We start from the raw sequence: 23193 nt of genomic DNA, 5'->3' as shown, positions 1-23193 counted from the left end.
GCTAGGCGTCCAGGGAGTCGGCGTCCAGGACGTCGCCGAGCACGTCGTACACGCCCTGCAGGTGCACCAGGCGCTCCAACTCGTCCTCGTCGATCTCCACGTCGAACTCGATCTCCAAATGCGACAACAACTCGATCAACTTCATCGAATCCGCACCCAGATCGTCGACGAACCGATCCTCAGGGCCCACCGTCCCCGACTCGACCTCCAGCACCCGGCACACCAATGCCTCGATCTCCCGGGCCCTGCCTGCCACCGCCGCGGGCACGGTCGCGGTCGTTGCGGCGGCGGCTTCGGCGTTCCGTTCGGTGTTCATGTCGCCGGCGCTCATTTCAGGTAGGTCTCGTGGGAGAAGTCGTCGTCTTCGTGGTCGTCGGCGGGAGCCGGCCCGCGCGGAGGTGGCGGCGGTGCAGGTGATGCGGGCGGCTGGGGCGGCAGCATGTGCCGGGTGGGCGGTTCTGCGGCCGTCTCGTCCTCGGCACCGAACCGCAGCACGTGCTCTTCCTCCTCACGCGAGCGGCCGGTGTCGAAGCCGCTGTTCGCGCGCTGCCGTTTCGCCAGCTCGATGAGGTGTTTCGCCGACCGCTCGGCGACCTCACCGCGCCGCGCGAGGTTGTCCGACGCCCGCTGTTTCGCCTCGGCGGCCTTGCGTTCCCGCAACGCCCGCCGGTCCGCCAGTTCCCGGTTGATCCGGTCGAACCGGGCCAGCGCGGCCGCCGCCCTGCCCTCAGCCATGGTCCTCTCCCGCCGTCCTGTCCTCGCCTGCCGCCGTTTCCACCGCCGCCGTTTCCACCGCCGCCCTTCCCACCGCCTTGGCGCGTTCGCCGGAGCAGGGGTTCACCTGCCGTGGGGCGGTCACTTGTCGTGGCGTGCTCATTTGTCGTAGCGCACGGCGGGCGGGTCGTCGCCGATCGTGCCGGTGATGGCCTGCGGGGACTCGGAACCGTCGAACAGGCCACCGTCGATGCGGTAGCTCGACGTCCGTTCCTGGTCGCCGCCTTGCCCACCGGCGCCGCCGCCGGCGCCCATCGGCGCACCCATCATGCCGCCGCCCATCATTCCGCCGCGACCACCGGCCGCACCGCCACCGGCGTCACCACCGCCCGCGACGGCCGCGGGTGCGCCACTCGTGGGCAGAGCGCCGGTGGTGGCGCTCGTGCGCGAGCCCTCGTTCAGCGGCTGCGGTGCCTCGGCGTCGGCCGAGAACCCGCCGCCGCCACCGCCACCGACCGAGCCGGCACCGGCTCCGATCGAACCGGCACCCTCCCCGACGGAGCCGCTACCGCCTGTGACACCGCCACCCACCGCAGCGCCGCCACCGCCCGCGGGGTCGTCACCGCCGGCGGGGCCGTCGTCGAGGTCGAGCGAGCCCGACGACGGCGGCTCGAACTCCTTCGGCAGCGTCCGGAGTCCACTGTCGGCACCGCTGTCACCACTGTCACCGCTGTCGACTCCGTCGAGCGTGTACGTGGTCGGCTCGCCCGTGCCGTCGTCGACGGTGACCAACGTCGGACCGTCCGGCCCCTCGGGCTGTTCGGCGACGATCGTCAGGTCGCCGTCCTCGATGCGGATCGTGCCGTCCGGGCCGGGCGTGTGGACCTTGCCGCCGTCGGTCCCGCCATCGGAACCGCCGTCGTACGCCTCGGCGGCGTCCTCCGCGCGGACTTCGCGCCGGTCGCCGGTGTCGCCGCTCGCGTTCCCGCCACCTGCTGCGCCGTTGCCTGCTGCGTCGTCGCCTGCTGCGTCGTCGTTGCCGAAGTCGAGTCGGTAGTCCTTGGGCAGGCCCGTGCCGTCGTCGACGGAGATCTCCATCTTCCCGTCGTCGTCGGGCTCGGTGATCTCGAGCGTGTTGTCGCCCTCCTCGACCGTGAGCCTGTCGCGATCGTCTCCCGGTGTGTCGAGCACGTTGTCGGGCTTTCCGTCGCCGTCGTCGTCGAGGCCCAGGTCGGGCTTCTTCAGGTCCGGCGTCTCGAACTCCGGCAGGTCCGGCTCACCGTCGCCGTCGGTGTCGCCGCCACCGGTGCCGGGCCCGCCCGTTCCGGGGCCGGGCGTCTCGAACTCCGGGACCTTCGGCGCTTCGGGCTTTGGAACGTCGGGTTTCGGGACGTCGGGCGCCGGGGTGCTCGGCGTCGTCGGCGCGCCGGGGCTCCCGCCACCGGGGCCGCCGCCCGCGGGAGCGCCACCGCCCGGGCTGCCCGCACCCGGCGTCGCCACGCTCGGCGTCCCTGCGCCCGCGCCGGGAGTGCCCGCCCCCGGCGTACCTGCGCCCGGCGTACCGGTGCCCGGAGTGCCGGTGCCCGGAGTGCCGACCCCGGTGTCGACGCCCGGCGGCTGCGTACCTCCCGGTGTGCCTCCCTGCTGGGCCGGGAAGCCGTTCTCGTACTCGCCGAGGTACTCGTTCAGGGTGCTGTAGGCCTGGTCGACGGCTTCCTTCGTCGAGTCGCACAGCGACGTGAACGAGGCGTACAGGTTGTCGTACAGGTCGACGTTCCACGATTCGCGGATCCACGTCTTGCACTCGGTCTTGACGAGTTCCTTGTTCTCGTCGTTGAGGCCGCAGTTGTCGGCGCGGATCGTGGCTTCCAGGTTGGACCCGCACACCGAGTCGACCCACGCGGCCACCTCGAGCACCTCGTCCTGGGTGGAGAAATCGCCGTTCGCGAGCGTCATGACCTGCTTCGCGATCTCCGGCGTGGCCTGGCCGACGGTCGGCGTGTACAGCTGCATGACCTGTTCGGCCTTGTGCTTGACCGTGTCGAACACCGTCTGCACGGCGGCCTCGATCACCTGGGACGCGCCGTCGAGATGCTCGATCAGGTCGGCCGCGTTCGGCTCGATGTCCTCGCTGTACTGCTGGTACGACGCGTTGGCGGCGTCGCCGGTCCAGTCGCGGTAGAGCGAGTTCAGATCCTGCTGTGTGCTCGTCCGAAGTTCCTTCAGCGTGCCGTGTGCCTTGCGCAGCTGCTCGGCATCGTCGAGGAACTTCCGGAAGTCGATGCCGCTCTGCTCCCAGTAGCGCTCGCGGATGTCCGTGGCGTAGTCCAACGGCCCGTCGATGTGCTTGGAGTCGGCCGGGACCTGCGCGTCGATCGGCAGGAACGTGTGGAACGTGTCGAGCGCGTCCTTGGCCAATTCGAGCAGCTCGTCGGAGGTGGTGACCCCGCCCGCCGACGAGGACGACGACGCGGGCGGCTGCGCCTGGTCGAGCTCGTCGGCGTTCTCGTCGAGCTTCGACTCGAGCTGGCTGCCGCGATAGCTTCCCGCCTCGGACTCCTCGCGCGCCTTCTCGTACGGGTCCTTCCTGCCGTCGTAGCCCTCGTAGTTCCCTCGACTGCCCATGTACGGACCGGGATAGGGGTGCGGAGCGACGTTGTACTTCTCGTAGTACGCCTCGGCGGCCTCGTTACCGTCACCGGCCATGGCGTAGTTGTAGAGCACGGCCTGCTTGGTGTCGGCCGAGACGTACGGGTCGTCGAGGATCTCCTTCGTCTCGTCCCACGTGTAGTCGCTCACAGTCCACTCCCCGCCCGCGTGGCCGCCTGGGCCTGCGATTCCTCCGCAGCGCCGTACTGCCGGCCCGCCGCGCCGACGGTGCTCGCGAACGACGTCAACGAGCTGCACATGGCCTGCGCCGCCTCGCCGATCGTCTGGATGCCCGCGGTGTAGTCGCCGCTGAACTCGGTGTGCGCCTTGCCGAAGCCGCCCTCGCCGACGTTCGACGTGCCGACGTCGACGACCTCCTCCTGCGCACTCGTCGCGGCATCGCCGATGCGTGTGGCCTGGTTCGACATCGAACCCTGGTCGGCCGTGTACCCCTGCGGCGCGTTGACCCCGCTCACTCCTCGCACCCCCTGGCATCGTCCGTGGTCGTCTGACGACTGAGACGCGAGGAGTACCGGATCGGTGCCGTCGCATCTGCACACGAAATGTACCGGGTTGGGCGGATCCGAGGAACGCGCAACGACCACGGCCACCCGGGCGGCGCGAGGTGTCCGCGCTGGTCAGCCGGGGACGACGGCGAGCAGGCCGCGCACCACCGGCCTGCCACGACTCCGGGCGAAACGACGACGGCGGCCGTCCGGACCGTGAAGGCCCGGGCGGCCGCCGTCGATGTGCCGTCTCCGGTACGGACGTGTGTCCGGCGCCCAGAAGCTCGCCGAACTCCGGCTCGGCGAACCCCGGCTCGACGAACTCCGGCTCGGCGAACTCCGCAGTGTCGCGGGAGTCCCGGACTAGACGAACCAGTCGCGGTTGGCGAAGTCCTCGTCGTCGTCCTCGTCCGCGCGCCGGTGCCGCGCGGCAGGCCTGGACGGCTGCGTCGGTTGCTGCGTCGGTTGCTGCGCCGGTGCAGGCTCCGCGACGGGCACCTGCGGTGACGGGGCGGCGGGCTGTGCCGGGGCCGCGCCGGCCTGGTCGTCCTCGAAGCCGTCCCCGGTGGGGCCGAAGTCCATCGTGCGGCCACCACCGTCGTCGCGCCGCTGCAACCACTCGTTCTTCGAGTTCGGATCCTCGCGGGCTTCCTTGTTGGCGGCGACCTGTTCGTCGAGTTCCTTGTTCAACTGCTCCGCAGCCTGGCGACGTGCTTCTGCCGCCTCTTCACGCTCTCGTTCGGCCTGCTGGGCCCATTCGTTGATCTCGGCGGTCGCGGCACGTAACCGGGCCCGATTCTCGGCGAGCCGCTGCGCCAGCTCCGAATCAGCGTTCTCGACCATGCTGCTTCCCCTCTGCTCACGACTCGGCATCTGAACGCGCACCGGCCGGGACTGTCACCAGCCGCCTCGATGTGTGCCGTCACCGGCTGAACGACACGGCGGGCTCGACACCCTCGCCGATCGTGCCCGTGATGTGGTTGCCGGCCACGGCCTCGCCGAAGAGGTCGCTGACGGCGTTGAGGACGAACTGGCTCTGCCGTTCCTCGTCGCCGCCACCGCCGCCTCCGCCGGCGCCGCCCATGCCTCCGCCCATCATTCCGCTGCCGGCCGCACCGGAGCCGCCACCGCGGTCGCCGGAACCTCCGGGGCCGCCGTTGTCACCGTCGCCGGAGTCGGCCGCAGCGCCACCATCGGCACTGTCACCCATGCCAGCGTCCCCGAGGCTGCCACCGCCGGCCTCACCGGAACCACCACCGAGCGCGTCGTCACCCAGGGACGAGCCGAGGCTGGATGCGGGCGAGGTGGAGTCGTCGGCACCACCACTGTTGCCTGTGTCGGCGGCGGGCGCCTGGTCTCCACCCGGCCGGCCGGCCGGGGACGGCTCCGCGGCCGGCGTTCCCCCACCGGATTCGGGAGCGCCACCGCCGGAGGAACCCATGTCGTCGGGCATCGACGGGGCGCCACCTGCGGCCGATGCGGACGCCGCGGCCTGCATCGCGTCGCCACTCGGTTCTGCGGGCGTACCGCCGCCTGCGGCACCGAGGTCGCCCGTGACCGATCCCGCATCGGCGGCATCCACGTCGGACGCAGCCTGTGGACCACCGTCCTGAGCGGCTTGCGCAACCCCGCCATCGGCGGCGTCGGCCCGACCAGCCACGTCCGCCGGCTCGGCGGTCATGCCGCGGCCCGCGAACTCGGCGCCGCCACCCCCGGGCCGCATGCCACCGCCACCCGCGGCGGAGGGTTCGCTCTGCTCTTCTCCGAGGGTGTAGGTGGTGGGTTCGCCCTTGCCGTCGTCGACGGTCACCGTGGTCGGGCCGTCGGGTCCGTCGGGCTGTTCGGCGACGATCTCGGTGTCGCCGTCCTGGATGCGGATCTTGCCGTCCTCGTCCGGCGTGTAGACCTTCTCGCCCTGGCCGGCGCCCTGCCCGCCGTCGGCCCCGTCACCGGAACCCTGCGGTCCGAAATCCTGCCTGTCCTGCTCGCCGGGGTTCTGTTCCTGGCCTGCGCCCGGGCCCTGGCCCTCTCCCCCGGGGCCTTGGTTCTGACCAGCGGCCTGGGCGGGGCCACCCTCCGTCGGACCACCCGATTGGGCACCTCCGGAAGCGTCCTCACCGTTGCCGAAGTCGAGCTTGTAGTCCTTGAGCTGCCCGTTGCCGTCGTCGACGGAGATCGCCATCTCACCGTCGGCGTTGGGTTCGGCGAGTTCGAGCTTCTTGTCGCCCTGTTCGACGGTCAGTGTGTCGCGCTCGGTGGCGTCCTTGACGGCCTCGCCGGTCTCCGGGTCGATCGGGTACGGCTCGCCGGTCTCAGGGTCGGTTTCGAGCTTGCCGCCCGTGACGGGGTTCTTCCCCTCGCCCACGTCGCCCGGTTTCGGCTGGCCGTTCCCACCCTGACCGGCTTCTCCCTGCGCCTGCTCACCGGCGGCGGCCGGGTCGACCGAAGCCTGCGGAGGCACGGCCGGCGAGCCGACAGGTGAACCACCCGGTTGCTGCGGTCCACCACCCGTCGGCGGCCCGCCACCCTGGACAGGATTGGCGGTCTGCGTCGCCGTCTGCTGACCGGCGGGAACAGCAGGTTTGTCACCGCCCTTGCCCGCCTGGTCACCGAATACGTGCCCCAGGTTCTTGTTCAGGGCGTTAATCATTTCAGAGTAGTTGGTCTGAATACCCCCGACGTACTCCTGCCCAAGACTGTGAAACTGCTTCGCCTTCTGCTCGTAGGCACCCAGAAAAGCCTTCAACTGATTTTCGGCATCCTGCAGAGCCTGCGTACCACGCTCAATTTCCTGATTGATGTTGTCGCTGTTTATGATTTCAGCGAACTTGTAGTCCTGAAAATCAAACAAGGACGACTTCCCCCGAGGCACACCGCCGCTGTGCATCCCGAACGACTGGAGCTCCATGAAACCGCCAGCGATATCTTGAAAGACATTCGTGTCCTTCATTTCCTCGAGGCGACTGATCCCAGAAGGAAACTGCTGGACCACTGCGATGAGCGTGTCGATGTCGGACGGGACAAGACTCGAAATTCTGCCGTCCCCGTACATCTCGAGTACGACCTCGACGTACTGCGCCACACACTCCCGGACCGCGTCGATGCCGGCCATCACACTGTCAGCAGAAGTGTTAAGCGCCTCCGAGAGGTCGCTGGCGCTCTTGTCAATGGCACTGTTTCGCTGGTCGGCCGCACCCTTGGCGTCGCCGGTCCAATCGGCGGTTCCATCCCGCCAAGCCTCGTTCAGTGACTCCTTGATCTCACCGACCTTCTCGTGCGTGTCCGAGAAGGCATTGGAGTCCTGCCAGAAGCAGTGGAACTCGATGCCGCGGAACTCGTCCAGGCCTGCCCGAATATCGTCCGGTTCGTGCCCGTCCGCCGAGTACTTCGCCGTCGCGCCCGCTTTGCCCTGCCCCGAGTTCGGGTCGTTGATCTCGGCTCGCGGCATCTCACGCTTGCCCGGATCGCCGGAATCAGCGTTGTAGCCGAGAGATTTTACTTCGGTGTACTTCGGGTAGAACTCGCTGAAGAGTTTGACGATCAGCTTGGCCTTGTCGATGATCTGGTCCGAAGACCGGTACGACTTGAGGTCCTGCAGGCTGTCCTTCGCATCCGAAATTTTGCCCTGATGCGCTTCACGTTGCGCCCTGCGCAAAGACCGCTGCGCATTGACCAGATTCTCGAGCGGAGCCTCTCCACCCTCCTTGATGTCTTCCGCGTCGTACCCGTACTTGTTGGAATACTTGTCGATCTCCTGATGGCTGACCATGCCCGCATTGGACAGCGCCATCAGCATCTGCCCGCGATGCTCGGACGAAACATTCGGGTCATCGAGCAGAGTCTTCATCTCTTTCAGCTCTGCATCGGTGAACATCGACTTGGCCGCCTTTTGCGCCGCTTCGGCACGGGCTTCGTGGCCGAGCACCCCGGAGAGAGCAGCAGAGGTCTTGTCATCCATCGTCAGACCCCCTTCGAGGCGATGGTCTCCGCGTTCACGGTCTCGCCGTCCTCGTACGCCTTGGCGGCTTGCTTCATGTTGTCGCCCAGGTCAGCGGCCTGTTCGCCGTACTTGGTCACAGCATCGCGGTACTTCTTGATCGCCTCGGCATACGGTTTCGCGGTATCCGACCAGGCCTTGCCGACCTGCGCCTCCCCGACGTCGGTCTCCAGCTTTCCGCCGACCTCCTTCAGTTGCCCACCGTCCTGGGCATAGGCACGCCCAGCAGCAGCCAGCTTCTGCGGGTTTACGTTGTGTCCACCGGCCATCGGTTCCTCCCCCTGTTGCATGTCGTGCAGGTCGAGCTCGTCCCTCACGGTTCAGACGCAACACGATGACGTCCGGTGCCGTTACGGATGCACAGAGAAACATACCGAATCGACCGGGTCTACGGGATGGGAACAGCCGCCCGGCCGGTACGTGACCAGCGCCGCACGGGGCCGAAGCCCCGGTCACGGGCACCTTCCCGATGCGACGCCGCGAGGGTCGCGCCCGTCACCCGAGGCGGCGCCCCGGGATGCGGGTCATCGGCGTCACGCCACCGCGGCGACGACTCCCGCCAGCCGGTCGGCGGCGGCCTGCGCAGTGGCCTCAGCCTTGGCCTCGACCATCACCCGCACCAGCTGCTCGGTTCCGGACGGGCGCAGCAGCACGCGCCCCTCCTCGCCCAGCTCGTCGGTCACCGCGTCGACGGCATCCTTCACGGCCTGCGACGCCGCCACCGCCGCCTTGTCGACGACCCGGACGTTCACCAGCACCTGCGGCAGCCGCTCCATCACCGCCGCCAGCTCGGCCAGCGGCTTACCCGTCGCCGCGGCCCTGCTCATCAGCCGCAACGCCGTCAACAGCCCGTCACCGGTCGTCGCGTGCGCGGGCAGCACCACATGGCCCGACTGCTCACCACCGAGCGCGAAGCCACCGGACCGCAGCTCCTCGAGCACGTAACGGTCGCCGACGGCCGCGGTGCGCAGCGTGATGTCGTGTTCCTTCATCGCCAGGTGCAGGCCGAGGTTGCTCATCACGGTGGCCACGAGCGTCGTGTGCGCCAGCTCGCCGCGCTCGGCCATGTCCAGCGCCAGCACCGCCATGATCTGGTCGCCGTCCACGAGCGTGCCGTCGGCGTCCACGGCCAGACAGCGGTCGGCGTCACCATCGTGCGCGATCCCCAGGTCCGCACCGTGGGAGACGACCGCATCCTGCAGCCGCTCCGGATGCGTCGAACCGCACCCGTCGTTGATGTTCAGCCCGTCCGGCTCGGCGTGGATCGCCACCACCTCGGCGCCCGCCTTCCGATACGCCTCCGGCGCCGCCGCCGACGCCGCGCCGTTCGCGCAGTCCACGACGACCTTCAGGCCCGACAGCGCGTGCGGCGTCGCCGCCACCAGGTGCGCCACGTACCGGTCCAGCGCATCGTCGACGTCCCGCACCCGGCCGATCTCCGACCCCGTCGGACGCGCCTGCCCCGGCCCGCGGCCCGCGAGCGCCGCCTCGATCTCGTCCTCGATGCTGTCGGCCAACTTGTGCCCGCCCTCGCCGAACAGCTTCACGCCGTTGTCCGGCATCGGGTTGTGCGACGCCGAGATCATGACGCCGAAATCCGCGCCCAGGTCGCCGACGAGGAACGCCACCGCAGGCGTCGGCAGCACACCGACCCGCAACACGTCCGCACCCGCCGACGTGAGCCCCGCGACCACCGCTGCCTGCAGCATCTCGCCGCTCGCCCGCGGATCCCGTCCCACGACCGCCACCGGACGGTGCGACCGGTCGTGAGCCGCCAACACCCCCGCGGCGGCCGCAGCCACCGACATCGCCAGCTCCGGTGTCAGCTCACTGTTCGCGAGACCGCGCACGCCATCGGTGCCGAACAGGCGGGCCATACGTTCCTCCAACTGCAACTTCTCGCGCCTCACGACGCTTCCGAGCCCACCGTGGGCACTGCGCGCCGCGCGGACAACTTAGCGACACACGCGCGGGCGATACCGGCGGGTCACCGTTTGCGCTACGGCCGGTGCCCGACCGGCGACATTCCGCACGTGCTCGGGCGCCTCCGCGGTCCCCTCCGCACTCCGACCGGCCCACTCACCGCGAACCGGTCACCACGACCCGGTCACCACAACGGCGGCCGCGCCCCGGCCACGAGCACCGCGGCGACCCCGCGGACGCCGCCGCGCGCCGACCGAGGACCGGCGGCCGGCCCGACGACATGCGCAACGCCCGCCCCGGAACCCGCAACACGGCCCCCGGAACCCGCAACACGAGCCCCTGGGACCGCAACACGGTCTCCGGAAAACGCAACACGGGCCCGGGGATCCGCAACACGGCGGGAGACGACGTTGCGCGGCTGCACCTGGACACGCGAAAGCGCCCACCCGTGTATCGGATGGGCGCTTTCGCGTGTTGCCGCGCGCGCATGTGACGCACGCGACCGGAAGTGTTCGCCGAACGTCAGCGCTTGGAGTACTGCGGCGCCTTGCGGGCCTTCTTGAGGCCGTACTTCTTGCGCTCCGTCGCACGCGCGTCACGCGTGAGGAAGCCGGCCTTCTTCAGCGCCGGACGGTCGTCGGCGTCGATCTCGGCGAGCGCACGGGCGATGGCCAGGCGCAGCGCGCCGGCCTGACCCGACGGGCCGCCACCGCGGAGGTTCGCGGCGATGTCGAACGACTCGGGCTTCTCGACCGTCACCAGCGGCTCACGGATGAGCTGCTGGTGCACCTTGTTCGGGAAGTAGTCCTCGAGCGGCTTGCCGTTGAGCTTGAACTGGCCGCTGCCGGGCACGAGGCGCACCCGGACGACGGCCTCCTTGCGCCGGCCGACCGTTTGCGCGGTGCCACCGGCGGCGCGAGACGGCTTCGGCGCGGCCGGCGTCTCGCTCATCACAGCCGCTTCGGTGGCGGCCTCGGTCTCGGTGCTGGTCACAGGCTGTTCCTCACTCACTTGGTCACCTGAGCGATCTTGGTGATCTCGTGCGGCTGCGGGTTCTGCGCGGCGTGCGGGTGGTCCGGGCCGGCGTACACCTTCAGCTTCTTACCCATGGCACGGCCGAGCTTGTTCTTCGGCAGCATGCCCTTGATGGTCTTCTCGAGCAGGCGCTCCGGCTTGTGGTCCAGCAGCTCGCCGAACGACTGCTTGCGCATGCCGCCCGGGTAGCCGCTGTGGCGGTACGCGAACTTCTGCTCGCGCTTGTTGCCGGTGAGGGCGACCTTCTCGGCGTTCACGATGATGACGAAGTCACCCGTGTCCACGTGAGGAGCATAGGTCGGCTTGTGCTTGCCGCGCAGCAGCGTGGCAACCTCGGTCGCGAGCCGGCCGAGCACGACGTCCTGGGCGTCGATCACGTGCCAGGCACGGGTGACATCGCCGGGCTTAGGGCTGTACGTGGGCAAGGGTCTACCTCGTCGTCAAGATTGCTTGTGGGTACGTGCGGGCCGGCCGCAAACACTCGGCACGCGCACAGACTACGAAGATACCCGGTCGCTTCGGAGAGCATAGAAGCGGGGTCGGGTCGGTCGGTCATCCTAATACCGGCGACCCCTGCGGCCCAACAGGCCGCACCGGCGCGTCGACCTCCGGCGACGCGGAAGTTTACGCACCACCCCGGCCGAGTGAAGCCCCGGGGCACCTCGACCAGGCCGGCGTGCCGGCCGTCCCTCGACGGGCACGCCGGGTCGACAGCGCGAGTCGGCAACGAGGGGAAGATTCGGGCCCCTCCCGCCGGCCCGACCACCACCCTCATCCGCACGCCGGCGCGTGGCTGTATCGAGTGCCACCACAGTGCCCTTGGGTGCATGCCAAGGTGCCCTTGGGGCATGCCGACGTATCCGTGGGGACACGTGCCACCGCCTCCGGACATGCGAAAGCGGGCCCGGCCGATGCCGGACCCGCCTCACACAGCGTCGTCAGCCGACAGCCGGAGCCGTCTCAGCCGAACATGCCCTTGATGCCCTGCTCCGTACCCTGGTAGGAGTCGGCGATCTGCGGCAGCGCGGTCGCGATCTGCGCGAGAACCTGCTTCAGCTCGTCGAGCGAGTTGTTCCAGTTCTGCTGCAGCTCCTGCCAGGCCGCCATGGCCTCGCCTTCCCACTCGCTGGTGAGCGGGGCGAGGTTGCTCTTCAGCTGCTCGAACAGGGCCTCGAGCTCGGCACCGGTGGACTTGCAGTCCTCGGCCGCGGTGTTGATGGTTGCGTAATCAACCTTGATTCCGGACATGCTGTTCTTCCCTCCAGAAGTCGTGAGAAATGAAGTGGATCAGGACGTGGAATCGCCTGCTCAGAGGCCGCCGAGGACGTTGCCGATGTTGCTGATGGCGGAGTTCTGCTCCTCCTCAGCCTGCTGGTACTTGTGACCCGACTGCTGGAGCAGGTCGGCGATGTCCTGCAGCGCCTGGTTCAGCTTCATGTTCTTCTCGTCGAACGCGGCCATCACGTTCTGGAACGCGCCGGCAGCCTCGCCCTGCCAACCGGCCGAGGTGGCCTCGATGTTCGAGCGAAGCTTCTGCATGTTGGAGTCCATCTGGGTCCTGGTCTCCGACACGTCCTGGAACGCCTTCTGGAACTGCTCCGGTGTCCCTGCAAAACCGCCAGCCATTGGGAATGACCCCCTTCGTAAGTGGTTCGGTCGAGTACTTCCTCGTTGGTACTGACCCTACGACGAAGACCCTGCCACGATCGGTTCCACGATGTCCCACGGGTTCGGGAAGTAGTTGCTCCCGTAAACGCGACAGGTCGGAACCACCGGGAACCGGCACCGTTTGTCCAGGTCAGAACCACCCGGGTGGCAATTTGCATTCGTTTCCGAAAGCGCGCGGGAACACGTCCGGGTTACCGACGAACGATCGATTTCCGCCGTCGACGCCTGCGGTTTGCGAAAGCGACAGCACCGATTCGCGAACGCGACCACCGCGGGGTGCGACAGCGAGGCGTCAGTTGGTGAAGTCGAGGGTGCCGACGATCTGGTGGCACCCCGATTCCAGCCGCTGCTGCATCTCCACGACGCGACAGCCGATGCTGACCTGCGCCTTCCCGTTGGCCTGGACGTACCACTTGATGACCACGCCCTCGGACGGGAACTCCTCGTAGTAGATCGTGTCCTTGTCGGCGTAGGTGTGGTGCTCGCGGAAGTTGCGGTACGTGCCGGGGCTCTGCGAGTTCGCCTCGTCGGCGTCGGCGCGCAGGGTGTCGTAGAGCTGCCTGCGCTGCTCGCCCGCGTCGAAGTCCTGCTCGATCTGCTGGACCACGACGCGATCGGAACCGTCCGAGTCCTTCGGTGCGAATGCGACCCGCGCGCGCTGCGTGTCCTCCAGAACCTTCTGCCAGCCTTCGGGTGCCACGAACGAATAGGAGAACCGCGCGATCTCCGTGCCGGGGGGTCGGTCGTCGCGCAGGAAGAAGAACCAGCCCGCCGCGCCGGCCACCAACAGCGTGACCACCGCGGCCGCGGACCACACGAGACCCCGGCGCTTCCGCTTCGGCGCGTTCTCCCCGTCACCGCCGTCGCCGCGGGCACCCGCGGGCTGCGGATACCCCTGCGACGCCTGGTGGCCGAATGCTCCGTACGGCCCGGGCTGGTGCGAACCACCCTGTGGCTGATGCGGAAGCGGCCCGCTCTGCGGATATGCCTGCGACGGGCCGTGCAGCGGCTGCCCGGCTCCCCCGGGCTGACTCGCGCCGCCCTGCGGCCCGTGCTGGGTCGGGGCCTGCCGGTTCGGACCGCCGTGGTGCTGTCCCTGCCGGTTCGGCCCACCGTGCCAGGCCTGCGGCGCCCCGGGCCGGGGTGTACCGGGCTGAGGTGTGCCGGACTGGGGTGTGCCGGACTGGGGTGCCTGTCCCGGATGCCTGGACCCCGCCTGCGCCGAGGTGCCGGGCCCGCCCTGCGTGGCGCGGTTCGCCTCGTCCCGGCCGACGACCGACGTGGTCTCGCTGCCCCGTCCCGGCAGCGCGGCCGGAACGGAACCACCACGGTCGGGAATCACCTGCACGGCGCGCAGCGCGCCGCGGGCGACGACCGTCTCCGGCTGGTCGAGCGTCGTCGGAACGACCCCGGTGCGCTCGTGCACCAGCCGCGACATCATCGGGATCCGGCTCGACCCGCCCACCAGGAAGATCGCCGTCAGCTGCTTGGCCCGCAGCTTCGCGTCCTCGATCGTGGCGAGCGTCAACTCGACGGCCCTGCCGAGCGGTGAGGCGATCAGTTCTTCGAGCTGTTCACGCGTGACGTGCGCGTCCGCGAACGGCGGCGGCATCGGCACGTCGGTGTAGGCGTGCCGCGACAGGGTCTCCTTCGCGCCGCGGATGTCCTGCCGAAGCACCCGCCTGCGCCTGCGGTCGGCGAGTTCGCGGCCCTGCACCAGCTCGTCCCACGCCTCACGGTCGTCAGCAGGCACGAGCGACCCGACGTGTTCGAGCAGCGACTGGTCGATGTCCGCACCGCCGAAACGCGGATCACCGCGCGTGGCCAGCACCTCGAACGCCGTGTGCCGCTGCTGCGACTCCGTCCTGCGCACCACGCTGACGTCGATCGTGCCGCCGCCGAAGTCCAGCACGGCCAGCGTGTCGCCGGGACTGCCGGTGAACGCGACCGTCTTCTCCGGGTTCTCGCCCTTCGCGGGCGTGTACGTCGCGGCGTGGAACACCGCCGCCGCAACCGGTTCCGGCACCAGCGCCACCTCGTGCCCCAGACCGGACGCCGCCTGCCGCAACAGTCGCGTGCGCACCGCGCCCCAGTCGGCGGGGTGGGTCAGCACGAGCAGGTCGACGTCGGCGTTCGCCGCGAGCCTGCGCGCCTCGCTCACCGCGCGCGACAACACCGTGCGGACCACGTCGACGACCGGCAGCACCGTGTCGCCCAGCAGCAGCTCGCCCTCGTCGATGCGGCGTTTCGGCGTCGGCTCGAACCGTGCCGGGTCGACCGCGGCCTGCCGTTCGGCCTCCTGGCCGACGAACAGCGTGCCGTCGCCGTGGGCGTACACCGCGGACGGCATCAGCGGCTGCCCGTCGATCACGACGACCTGTGGTTGCCGTTCCCCGATCGCCGCCACGACACAGGTGCTCGACGTGCCGAAGTCGATCGCGACGCGAAAAGTCACCGGTCGCCTCCGACGTCAGAGGCGACCGGTGACCGGTTCGACACCACGGTGATCACTCGGGGTTGATCCACGAGACGTGCATGAGCTGTTTGCCGACCTTGCGGCTGACCAGGTTGCCGCGGCCCGGAGGCATCGGCCCCGCCTTGACGTTGCCGAGCAACTGCCCCTCGTCCTTCGACCCGTTCATGACGATGCCGGGCATCGCCAGTTCCTTGAGCTTGCCGAGGATCGGATCCATACCGGTCCGCGCGGCACCACCCGTGCGGCGGGCGACGATCATGTGCAGACCGACGTCCTTCGCCTGGGCCAGGTACTCACCCAGCGGCCGCAGCGGGTTGTTCTGCTGCGTCGCCACGAGGTCGTAGTCGTCGACGATCACGAACAGCTCCGGACCCTGCCACCACGAACGGTCCTTGAGCTGCTGCGGCGTGACGTCCGGGCCGGGCAGTCGCTTCTGCATCGACCCGGCCACCTCCTTGACGATGCCGTCGAGCTGGTTGGCCGACACGACGTACGACAGCACCTGGTCGCCCTCGACGAAACCGAGCATCGTGCGGCGGTAGTCGACGAGGATCAGCACCGCTTCCTTGGGCGTGTACCGGTCGGTGATGCCCCGGACGATCTGCCGCAACAGGTTCGTCTTGCCGGACTCGCCGTCGGCGTAGGCCAGGAAGTGCGGGTCGGCGTCGAAGTCGAGGTAGACGGGTGCCAGCTCGTCCTCGTTGACGCCGATGGGCACCAGCTTCGAGTCGCGGCGGTGGTCCATCGCCAGCAGGTCCTCGTACGGCATGAGCTCCGGCAGCAGCCGCACCTGCGGCGCCTTCGGGCCGTGCCACGCGGCGTTGATCTTCGCGACGGCGTCGCTCACGCCGTCACCGATGCTCTCCGCGTCGCTCGAACCGTCGATCCGCGGCAGTCCGCCGAGGAAGTGGAGCTTGTCGCGCGTCAGACCGCGACCGGGCCTGGCCGCCGGGATGTTCACCGCGGTGCGCCGGTCGATGTCGGACTCGCTCGGGTCACCGAGGCGCAGCTCGAACCGCGTGCCCAGCATGTCCTTGATGGCCGGGCGGATGTCGGCCCACCGGTTCGAGGCGATGACCACGTGCACGCCGTAGGCCAGGCCCTGCACCGCGAGCTTCGTGATCTGCGGCTCGAGCTCCTCGAAGTCGTCCCGCAGCGCACGCCAGCCGTCGACGACGAGGAACGCGTCGCCGAACGCGTCCTGGTCGGCGGTGATGTCGCCCCGGCGCTTGCGGTTGCGGAAGTCGGCCATCGAGTCGACGTTCAACTCGCCGAACCGCGACTCGCGCTCATTGGCGAGCGTCGTCAGCTCGGCGACGATCCGGCGCGCCTTGTCGGGGTCACGCCTCGCCACGGCCACGCCGCCGACGTGCGGCAGGCCGTTCAGCGAGGCGAGCGTGCCGCCACCGAGGTCGATCGCGTAGAACTGCGCCTCCTGCGGCGTGTGCGTCAGCGCCATCGACATGATCAGCGTCCGCAGCAACGTCGACTTGCCCGACTGCGGACCGCCCACGATGGCGCCGTGGCCCGCACCACCGGAGAAGTCGGCCCACATCGGGTCGCGCCGCTGCTCGTACGGGCGGTCGACGATGCCGAGCGGCACCTGCAGCTTGCCGTTGCCGAAGAACCCGACCGGCGACAGGCCGCGTTCCTCGGTCGGGTTGAGGTTGGGCAGCAGCGTGTCGAGCGAGTTCGGCTCGTTCAGCGGCGGCAGCCACACCTCGTGGGCAGGCGGGCCCTGGCCGACGAGCCTGCCGACGATGACGTCGAGCTCGCTCGGCTCGACGGCCTCCTCCGACTCGGGCTGCTGCGGCTCCGGTTCCGGCTCCGGTTCGGGTTCCGGTTCCTTCGGGAGTTCGATGTAGTCCGGCACGAACATCTGCGGCCGCTTGTCGGCGCGCACGACCTTCGCACCCGGCGCCGCGGCCTTGATTCCGGCGGGCCGGTACGGACCGGACACATAGGACGCCTTGAACCGTTCGAGCGTCGACGTGTCGTACTTCAGATAGCCACCACCGGGCACCGACGGCAGCTCGAACGCGTCCGGCACGCCGATCGCCGCGCGGGACTCCGCGGCGGAAAACGTCTTCAGGCCGATCCGGTACGACAGGTGCGAGTCCAGACCGCGCAGCTTGCCCTCCTCGAGGCGCTGCGAGGCCAGCAGCATGTGCATCTGCAGCGAACGGCCCAGCCTGCCGATCGCGACGAACAGCTCGATGAAGTCGGGCTTCTCGCTCAGCAGCTCGGAGAACTCGTCGACGACGATGAACAGCGCGGGCAGCGGGTCGAGATCGGCGCCGTTCTCGCGGGCCTTCTCGTACTCCCACACGTTCTTGAAGTTGCCGCCGTTCTTGAGCGCCTCCTGACGGCGGTTCATCTCACCGGCGAGCGCGTCCTTCATCCGGTCGACCAGCGTGACCTCGTCGGCCAGGTTGGTGATGACCGCCGAGACGTGCGGCGCCTTGTCCAGACCGAGGAACGTCGCACCACCCTTGAAGTCGACGAGCACGAAGTTCAGCGACGTCGACGAGTGCGTGGCCAGCATGCCCAGCACGAGCGTGCGGAGGAACTCGGACTTACCGGAACCGGTCGCACCGATGCACAGGCCGTGCGGGCCCATGCCCTCCATGGCGGCTTCCTTGATGTCCAGCTCGACCGGCTGGCCCATCTCGCCGACGCCGAACGGCACGCGGTACCGGTCGCGCACCGGGCGCGGCCGCCACGCCTGCTGCACGTCGAACGTCATCGGGTCGCCGGGAATGCCCAGCAGTTCGAGCAGCGACGGGTTCGACAGCAGCGGCTGCTCCTCGCCGTCGTCGGCCGCGGCCGTGCCGATGCGGTACGGCGACAGCTTCCGCGCGAGCGCCTCCGTCTCGACGAGGCTGAGCGTGTCCGGCGCACCGAACCATTCGACACCGCCGGCGCTGCGCGCACCGAGCCGCTCGGGCTCGGCGACCAGGCGCAGCCCGCGGCGGGCGGCGAGGGTGCCGATCGTGTCGGACAGGTCGACCAGCGTGACGCCGACCAGCCCCTCCTCCAGCAGGATCCGCTCCTCGCCGGTGACGTCGGCGTCGTCGAGGACGATCACGATGTGCGGCTGGTCCGGCGGCGGCGTGGCGTTACGCGAGAACCGCTGCCGGTCGCGCAGTTCCTCCTCCAGCCACTGCTCGAGCTGCGCGAGCGAACCGGCCATCATGCGGAGCTGGCCGATGCCGTCCGACAGCGTCGGGTGCTGGGTGTGGGGCAGCCACTTGGCCCATTCCCAGTCCGCCTTCGACCGGCCGGTCGAGGCGACCGCGATGAGCACGTCCTCCGGGCTGTGGAACGTGACGAGCTGCGCGAGCGCCGCCCGCGTCAGCCCGCGGACGAGTTCGCGCTCCCCCTGCACGCCGACGGCCGCGAACCCACGCAGCGTGATCTGCGTCGGCAGGTCCGGGACGATCGAGTGCGCGCGCACGAACCGGCGCAGCGCGAGCGTGGCGATCGGCTCCAGCTCGTCGACGGGGCCGGTCTGCGGCGGCACGAGCCGCGTCGCGAGCCGGTGCGCACTGCGGCCCACCCGCAGGTGGAGAAAATCCTGGTCGTTCTGCCTGCGCTCCCACATCCGGCGCGTGGCCGCCATCGACCACAGCGTCTGCGGATCCGGGTGCACCCACTCCAGCGAGGCCCGCTGCTCCTCCATCGCCTCGCGAGCGCGTTCGCGCATCTGGCCGAGGTACCGCAGGTAGTCCTTGCGGTCCTCGTTCATCTCGGCCTTCTTCTGGCCGCCCCCTTTTCCGCCGCCCGCGAACATGCCGACCATCGACATGATCATCATCATCGGCATCATCATCATGAACGGGCTCGGAGCCTGCCCCTGCTCCAGCCGCGGCACCATGATCATGCCGACCATGCCGAGCATCGCCACGATCATGACGACCGGCAGGATCTTCATCATGATGTTGCCCGGAACCGCCCGGGGCACCTCGGGTGGCGGCTCGAGGTGAACCTCACCGCCCGGCGGGCGGGGCGCAGCAAGACGTGGCGACCGCTTGAACTGCAGCGTGCTCACCGAAAAGACCCCTCTTCAACTCGGCTGATCGAGTCGCCATGCGACCGGCCACCTGCGGACCGAATGCTGGCCGAGACCACACGGTAGCGAACGAGAGCAACCTGCGATCCACAGACCGGCGAAGTCGATCCCCGTACCGGCGACGTCACAGCCCGCCTTCGGCGAATCCGTCCCACCGAGCGGGGCGAGTGCGCTAGAAACGGCACGCAGCCGCGGCCGCGCGAGACAGCCGTAGGCGTCCGGGCGGGCGAACGGTAAGTTCCCGTGCGCGGTATAAGTACCGGGTCAGCGACACATCCAGGTAGGGGGACAACAGGTGGCAACGGGCACGACCGTATTCAGCCGGGTCACGGTGGTCGCACCGAGCACCCGTATCGACGTCGCACTGCCGGCCGACGTGGCCGTTGCGGACCTGATGCCGATGCTGCTGGAGATGGCCAAGGAGGTCTCTCCCGACGGCGGCGCTCGCCACGGCGGCTGGGCGCTGGCCAAGCTCGGTGACGCTCCGCTGGACCCGAGCCGCACGCTCGCCTCCCTGGGTGTCGTGGACGGCGAGCTGCTGCAGCTGCGCAAGCGCAACGAGAACCCGCCGCCGCCGCTCTACGACGACGTCGTCGACGCCATCGCCGAGGCCGACCCCGACGGCTTCCGCCCCTGGAGCAAGGAGACGGCCCGGAAGATCGGCCACGCCGCGGGCGGCCTGTCGGCCGTGCTCGCCGCACTCGCCGTGTTCCTCGGCGGCATCGGCGGCTACGCACTGTTCGCCGCGATCGCGGCCGGCGTGGTGGCCATCGCCGCCGTCGCACTGGGCGCCACGCTCGTCCGCGCCTACCAGGCCGTTTCGACCGGCGTGCTGATCTCCGCCGCGGGCGGCCTGCCGATGGCGTTCGTCGCGGGCTTCTTCATCGTGCCGCTCGACACCTCGATCCGGCCGAACCTGCTGCTGGCCAGTGCACTCGTCGTGGTGGTCGCCGCCGCCTCGATCATGATCATGGGCACGGGCCTGACGACGTTCATCGCCGCCGCGACCGCGGGCGTGTTCGGCGTCGTCGCGTTCCTCGTCGCCACGCTCGTCGACCATCCCGCGCCGGGTATCGCCGCCGGCACGGCCGCCGTCGCGCTCGGCTGCATCTCGATGCTCCCCCGCGCGACCATCTGGCTGGCCAAGCTGCCGCTGCCGACCGTTCCGGGCACCGCCGACGAGCTCAAGGAAGACTCCGAGATCCCGGACTACTCCGACATCGAGCAGCGCACCAGTTCGGCGCACAACTACATGACGGGCCTGCTCGTCGGCTGCGGCGCCGTCACGGCGCTCGCGGCGATGCTCACCGCCACCTCCGGCGCCATCTGGGGCGTCCTCACCGGCGCCATCGCCACCGTCGTGCTGCTGCTGCGCGCCCGGACGTACGCCAACGGCGCACAGGCCGTCGCACTGCTGGTCACCGGCATGGTCTCCGCGGGCGGCATCCTCATCGGCTGGCTGCAGGGCGCCGAACCGTTCGACCAGCTGCTGTGGGCCAGCGTGGCGTTCGTCGTGATCTCCGCGGGCTCGGTCGTGCTGGGTGTCGTGATCCCCAACCAGCGGTTCTCGCCGCCGGTGCGCCGCACGGTCGACATCCTCGAGGCCGTCTGCATCGCGGCGGTGCTGCCGCTGGCGCTCGCGGTCATGGGCCTGTACTCGTTCTTCCGCCACCTCGACCTTCTCGGCTGACACCGGGCGGGGCGGACACGCGCGCGGCCGACAGCAGGCCGCGCAGGCACGGCAACAGACGTCAAGGGGGTTTCGGGTGCGTTCGGTCGGTCCACACGCCGGTTCGCGAGCTGCCGGCCGGTTCGGCGCCGCTCCCCGCGCCGGTGCCCGCCGGACGGGACCGGCACGCCGGATGTCCGCGGTACTGCTCACCGCCGCCATCGGCGCCACGACGGCGCTCGTCCCGTCGCTGCCCGCGGCGGCCCAGGCGGATGCCTGGACACCGCCACCCGACACCGGCCTGCCACCCATCGGCCAGCTGAAGATGGACGGGCCCAAGGAGAACTACGAGCTCCACACCGAGTGCGTGAAGGCGGCCGAGCTCGAGGAGGCAGACCGTCTCCGGCAGGCCCCGTGGGGACAGCTGTACCTGCGGCTCGACGAGGCCCACCGCATCCTGGCCGCCGAGGGCAAACAGCCGGGTGCGGGCCAGACCGTCACCGTGATCGACACCGGTGTCGAGGACGGCCACCCGTACATGCAGGGGCCGGACGGAAACAGCCGCGTCCACGGCATCGGCGAGTACGTCAAGGAGGAGGGCGGACCGGGCGTCCGCGACTGCGACGGCCACGGCACCGAGGTCGCGGGCATCATCGGCGCGAATACCCCGCCCGACATCGGCTTCCAGGGCGTCGCACCGCACGTGCGGATCAACGCGATCCGCCAGTCCAGCCAGTACTACGAGAAGAGCGACGAACCCGCGCAGCCGCAGAACCCGGGCGGCGGCCAGAACGGCGGCGACGGCGGTGGCCAGAACGGTGGCGACGGCGGTGGCCCCGGTGGCGGTGACGGCGGCGGGGCCGGTGGCGACGGCGGCGGTCCCGGAGGTGACGGCGACGCAGGCGGCGACGGCGGTGGCGACGCCGGCACCGGCGAGTCCTCGGCCACGGGCACGTCGCAGCGGCAGGCCGACAGCGAGGAGGGCGCGGGCACGCTCGCCACGCTCGCCGCCGCGATCATCAGGGCCGCCGACGAGGCTCCCGGCAGCGTCATGAACGTGTCGATCAACAACTGCCAGCCCTTCTCGACGACCATCGACGCCGAGAACAAGAAGCTGCAGGCCGCCGTCAAATACGCGCACGAGGTCAAGGACGTCGTCGTCGTGACCGCGGCGGGCAACGTCGGCGAGAACTGCCAGCAGAACACCGACTCGGACCTGTCCAAGCTCAACTCGATCGTCTCGCCGCCGGTGTTCTCCGACCACGTGCTGTCGGTGGCGGCGATCGGCGAAGAGGGCACCGCGCCGTTCAGCATGAACGGCCCGTGGGTCGGCGTCGCCGCGCCCGGCACGAAGATCATTTCGCTGGACCCGGCGGAGAACTCCGATCGCATCGTCAACCAGACGATCGACCCCAACGGCAACGCGGCCCCGATCGAGGGCACGAGCTTCGCGGCACCGTACGTCTCGGGCCTGGCCGTCCTGGTGCGGCAGATGTACCCGAACCTCACGGCGACGCAGGTCACGGATCGCATCAAGTACACCGCGCACCACCCGGCCACCCCCGACGGTCACGACCAGTACATCGGCGAGGGCGTCATCGACCCCGTCGCCGCGCTGACCGCGGACGTGCCCGAGGAGATGGGCGTCGAGAAGATCCAGCAGCAGCCGCTGCCCGACGACCTGCCTCCCGCGAACATCCCCAACTGGACACCGTTCGCCGTCGCCGTCACCGGGTCCGCGGGTGCGCTCGTGGCACTCGGCGTGACGATGTTCGTCGTCCACACCGTGCGGCGGAAGCAGAAGCCGCCGCAGACCTCGGCAAGGGCGTCGTCCTCCGGTTCACCGGACTGACTCCGGCCTGCAGATCCCGCAGAGCCGTCACGACACGCACATCCCGCTGGGCCGCCGGAACCGGTGACCCGGCGCAGCCTGCAAACCCACTGGGCGGCCGGGTTTGCGGGACCGCCTGAGCCCGTGGGCTTGCGGTACCCCCACTGAGCCGCTGGGCTTGCAGCACCCTGCTGAGCCGCTGGTTTGCGGGACCGCCTGAACCCGCGCGCCGATGCCGGTGCCCGCCGGGTCCTACGTTCACACCATCGGTCCACACCATCGGCCCACGTGACGGGCCGGCCCCGGGTACGACGATGCCCCCCGGGGGGGTGTCCCTATGGGGGACGTCAAGCGGCTGCGGGGAGGTTTTCGCTCGGTGTGGTCTGGGGTGGTTGGTAGTGGGTGCCGTTGCGGAGCATGGCGTGTAGGACGTCGCAGCGGCGTCGGGCGAGGCAGATGAGGGCGGCGTTGTGTTTCTTGCCTTCGGCACGTTTCTTGTCGTAGTAGGTCCGACTGACCGGGTCCGTCAGAGAAGCGAAGGCGGCGAGGAAGAACGCCCGTTTGAGCTTGCGATTGCCCGCCCGTGTCGGGTGTTCGCCCTTGATCGACGATCCGGATTTGTGGGTGACGGGGGCGATGCCGGCGTAGGCGGC

General features: G+C 69.7%; 17 protein-coding genes. 2 read left to right on the top strand and 15 right to left on the bottom strand.

Translation table 11 applies throughout. The features are described from left to right. Window position 1 precedes the first annotated feature (1 nt). The 14 genes from LY13_RS17480 to eccCa form a co-directional block, all read right to left on the bottom strand. On the bottom strand, window positions 2-316 hold the full coding sequence (locus tag LY13_RS17480; RefSeq protein ID WP_253829563.1) for an acyl carrier protein: 315 nt from the start codon (window positions 314-316) through the stop codon (window positions 2-4). Window positions 317-327: 11 nt separating this feature from the next. Next, entirely contained in the window at window positions 328-735 is a 408-nt protein-coding gene (locus tag LY13_RS17475) for a hypothetical protein (protein WP_253829561.1), read from the bottom strand. A 138-nt stretch (window positions 736-873) separates the two neighbouring features. Beyond that, window positions 874-3513 (bottom strand): WXG100 family type VII secretion target, encoded by a 2640-nt coding sequence (locus LY13_RS17470; protein ID WP_253829560.1) that lies wholly within the window; start codon window positions 3511-3513, stop codon window positions 874-876. Beyond that, on the bottom strand, window positions 3510-3839 hold the full coding sequence (locus LY13_RS17465) for a hypothetical protein (protein ID WP_253829559.1): 330 nt from the start codon (window positions 3837-3839) through the stop codon (window positions 3510-3512). Before LY13_RS17465 ends, LY13_RS17470 begins: the two co-directional genes overlap by 4 nt. A 393-nt stretch (window positions 3840-4232) precedes the next feature. Next, the gene (locus tag LY13_RS17460) at window positions 4233-4712 is read right to left on the bottom strand and encodes a hypothetical protein (RefSeq protein WP_253829557.1); all 480 of its coding nucleotides are present in this window, start codon (window positions 4710-4712) and stop codon (window positions 4233-4235) included. 79 nt (window positions 4713-4791) lie between these two features. Further along, window positions 4792-7827 carry a hypothetical protein gene (locus tag LY13_RS17455; protein WP_253829555.1) on the bottom strand — a complete coding sequence of 1012 codons (3036 nt, stop codon included), beginning with the start codon at window positions 7825-7827 and terminating at the stop codon, window positions 4792-4794. A gap of 2 nt (window positions 7828-7829) precedes the next feature. Continuing rightward, on the bottom strand, window positions 7830-8183 hold the full coding sequence (locus tag LY13_RS17450; protein ID WP_308216358.1) for a WXG100 family type VII secretion target: 354 nt from the start codon (window positions 8181-8183) through the stop codon (window positions 7830-7832). Window positions 8184-8399: 216 nt separating this feature from the next. Next, entirely contained in the window at window positions 8400-9743 is a 1344-nt protein-coding gene (gene glmM, locus LY13_RS17445; RefSeq protein ID WP_253829667.1) for a phosphoglucosamine mutase, read from the bottom strand. Window positions 9744-10311: 568 nt separating this feature from the next. Then, on the bottom strand, window positions 10312-10782 hold the full coding sequence (gene rpsI, locus LY13_RS17440) for a 30S ribosomal protein S9 (protein WP_253829554.1): 471 nt from the start codon (window positions 10780-10782) through the stop codon (window positions 10312-10314). Between the two features lie 14 nt (window positions 10783-10796). Continuing rightward, on the bottom strand, window positions 10797-11249 hold the full coding sequence (rplM, locus tag LY13_RS17435) for a 50S ribosomal protein L13 (protein ID WP_183646095.1): 453 nt from the start codon (window positions 11247-11249) through the stop codon (window positions 10797-10799). Between the two features lie 535 nt (window positions 11250-11784). After that, window positions 11785-12072: a WXG100 family type VII secretion target gene (locus tag LY13_RS17430; RefSeq protein WP_253829552.1), complete on the bottom strand. Its 288-nt coding sequence runs from the start codon at window positions 12070-12072 to the stop codon at window positions 11785-11787. Between the two features lie 60 nt (window positions 12073-12132). Beyond that, the gene (locus LY13_RS17425) at window positions 12133-12450 is read right to left on the bottom strand and encodes a WXG100 family type VII secretion target (protein WP_253829551.1); all 318 of its coding nucleotides are present in this window, start codon (window positions 12448-12450) and stop codon (window positions 12133-12135) included. Window positions 12451-12784: 334 nt separating this feature from the next. Next, window positions 12785-14947, bottom strand: coding sequence for a type VII secretion-associated protein (locus LY13_RS17420; protein ID WP_253829549.1), 2163 nt, complete (start codon window positions 14945-14947; stop codon window positions 12785-12787). Between the two features lie 52 nt (window positions 14948-14999). Then, on the bottom strand, window positions 15000-19019 hold the full coding sequence (eccCa, locus tag LY13_RS17415; protein WP_253829547.1) for a type VII secretion protein EccCa: 4020 nt from the start codon (window positions 19017-19019) through the stop codon (window positions 15000-15002). 316 nt (window positions 19020-19335) lie between these two features. Between eccCa and eccD the strand changes: the two genes are divergently transcribed. Further along, on the top strand, window positions 19336-20730 hold the full coding sequence (gene eccD, locus LY13_RS17410; protein WP_253829546.1) for a type VII secretion integral membrane protein EccD: 1395 nt from the start codon (window positions 19336-19338) through the stop codon (window positions 20728-20730). A 172-nt stretch (window positions 20731-20902) separates the two neighbouring features. Next, complete coding sequence (locus LY13_RS17405) at window positions 20903-22561, top strand: S8 family serine peptidase (RefSeq protein ID WP_253829545.1); 1659 nt, start codon at window positions 20903-20905, stop codon at window positions 22559-22561. 326 nt (window positions 22562-22887) lie between these two features. Here LY13_RS17405 and LY13_RS17400 read toward each other — a convergent pair. Further along, the coding region (locus LY13_RS17400; RefSeq protein ID WP_253829543.1) for a transposase at window positions 22888-23193 on the bottom strand (306 nt) is incomplete at its 5' end.

It is taken from the genome of Prauserella aidingensis, from assembly GCF_024171865.1.
In the GTDB taxonomy this organism is placed as follows: Bacteria; Actinomycetota; Actinomycetes; order Mycobacteriales; family Pseudonocardiaceae; genus Prauserella; species Prauserella aidingensis.
Note: the sequence above shows the minus strand (reverse complement) of the source record. Positions and strands in the feature narration are given on the sequence as shown.

Coding starts and splice junctions, on each gene's coding strand:
- LY13_RS17480 (WP_253829563.1), bottom strand. CDS start 316: ATGAACACCGAACGGAACGCCGAAGCCGCCGCCGCAACGACCGCGACC.
- LY13_RS17430 (WP_253829552.1), bottom strand. CDS start 12,072: ATGTCCGGAATCAAGGTTGATTACGCAACCATCAACACCGCGGCCGAG.
- LY13_RS17475 (WP_253829561.1), bottom strand. CDS start 735: ATGGCTGAGGGCAGGGCGGCGGCCGCGCTGGCCCGGTTCGACCGGATC.
- LY13_RS17460 (WP_253829557.1), bottom strand. CDS start 4,712: ATGGTCGAGAACGCTGATTCGGAGCTGGCGCAGCGGCTCGCCGAGAAT.
- LY13_RS17425 (WP_253829551.1), bottom strand. CDS start 12,450: ATGGCTGGCGGTTTTGCAGGGACACCGGAGCAGTTCCAGAAGGCGTTC.
- LY13_RS17455 (WP_253829555.1), bottom strand. CDS start 7,827: ATGGATGACAAGACCTCTGCTGCTCTCTCCGGGGTGCTCGGCCACGAA.
- LY13_RS17405 (WP_253829545.1), top strand. CDS start 20,903: ATGTCCGCGGTACTGCTCACCGCCGCCATCGGCGCCACGACGGCGCTC.
- glmM (WP_253829667.1), bottom strand. CDS start 9,743: ATGGCCCGCCTGTTCGGCACCGATGGCGTGCGCGGTCTCGCGAACAGT.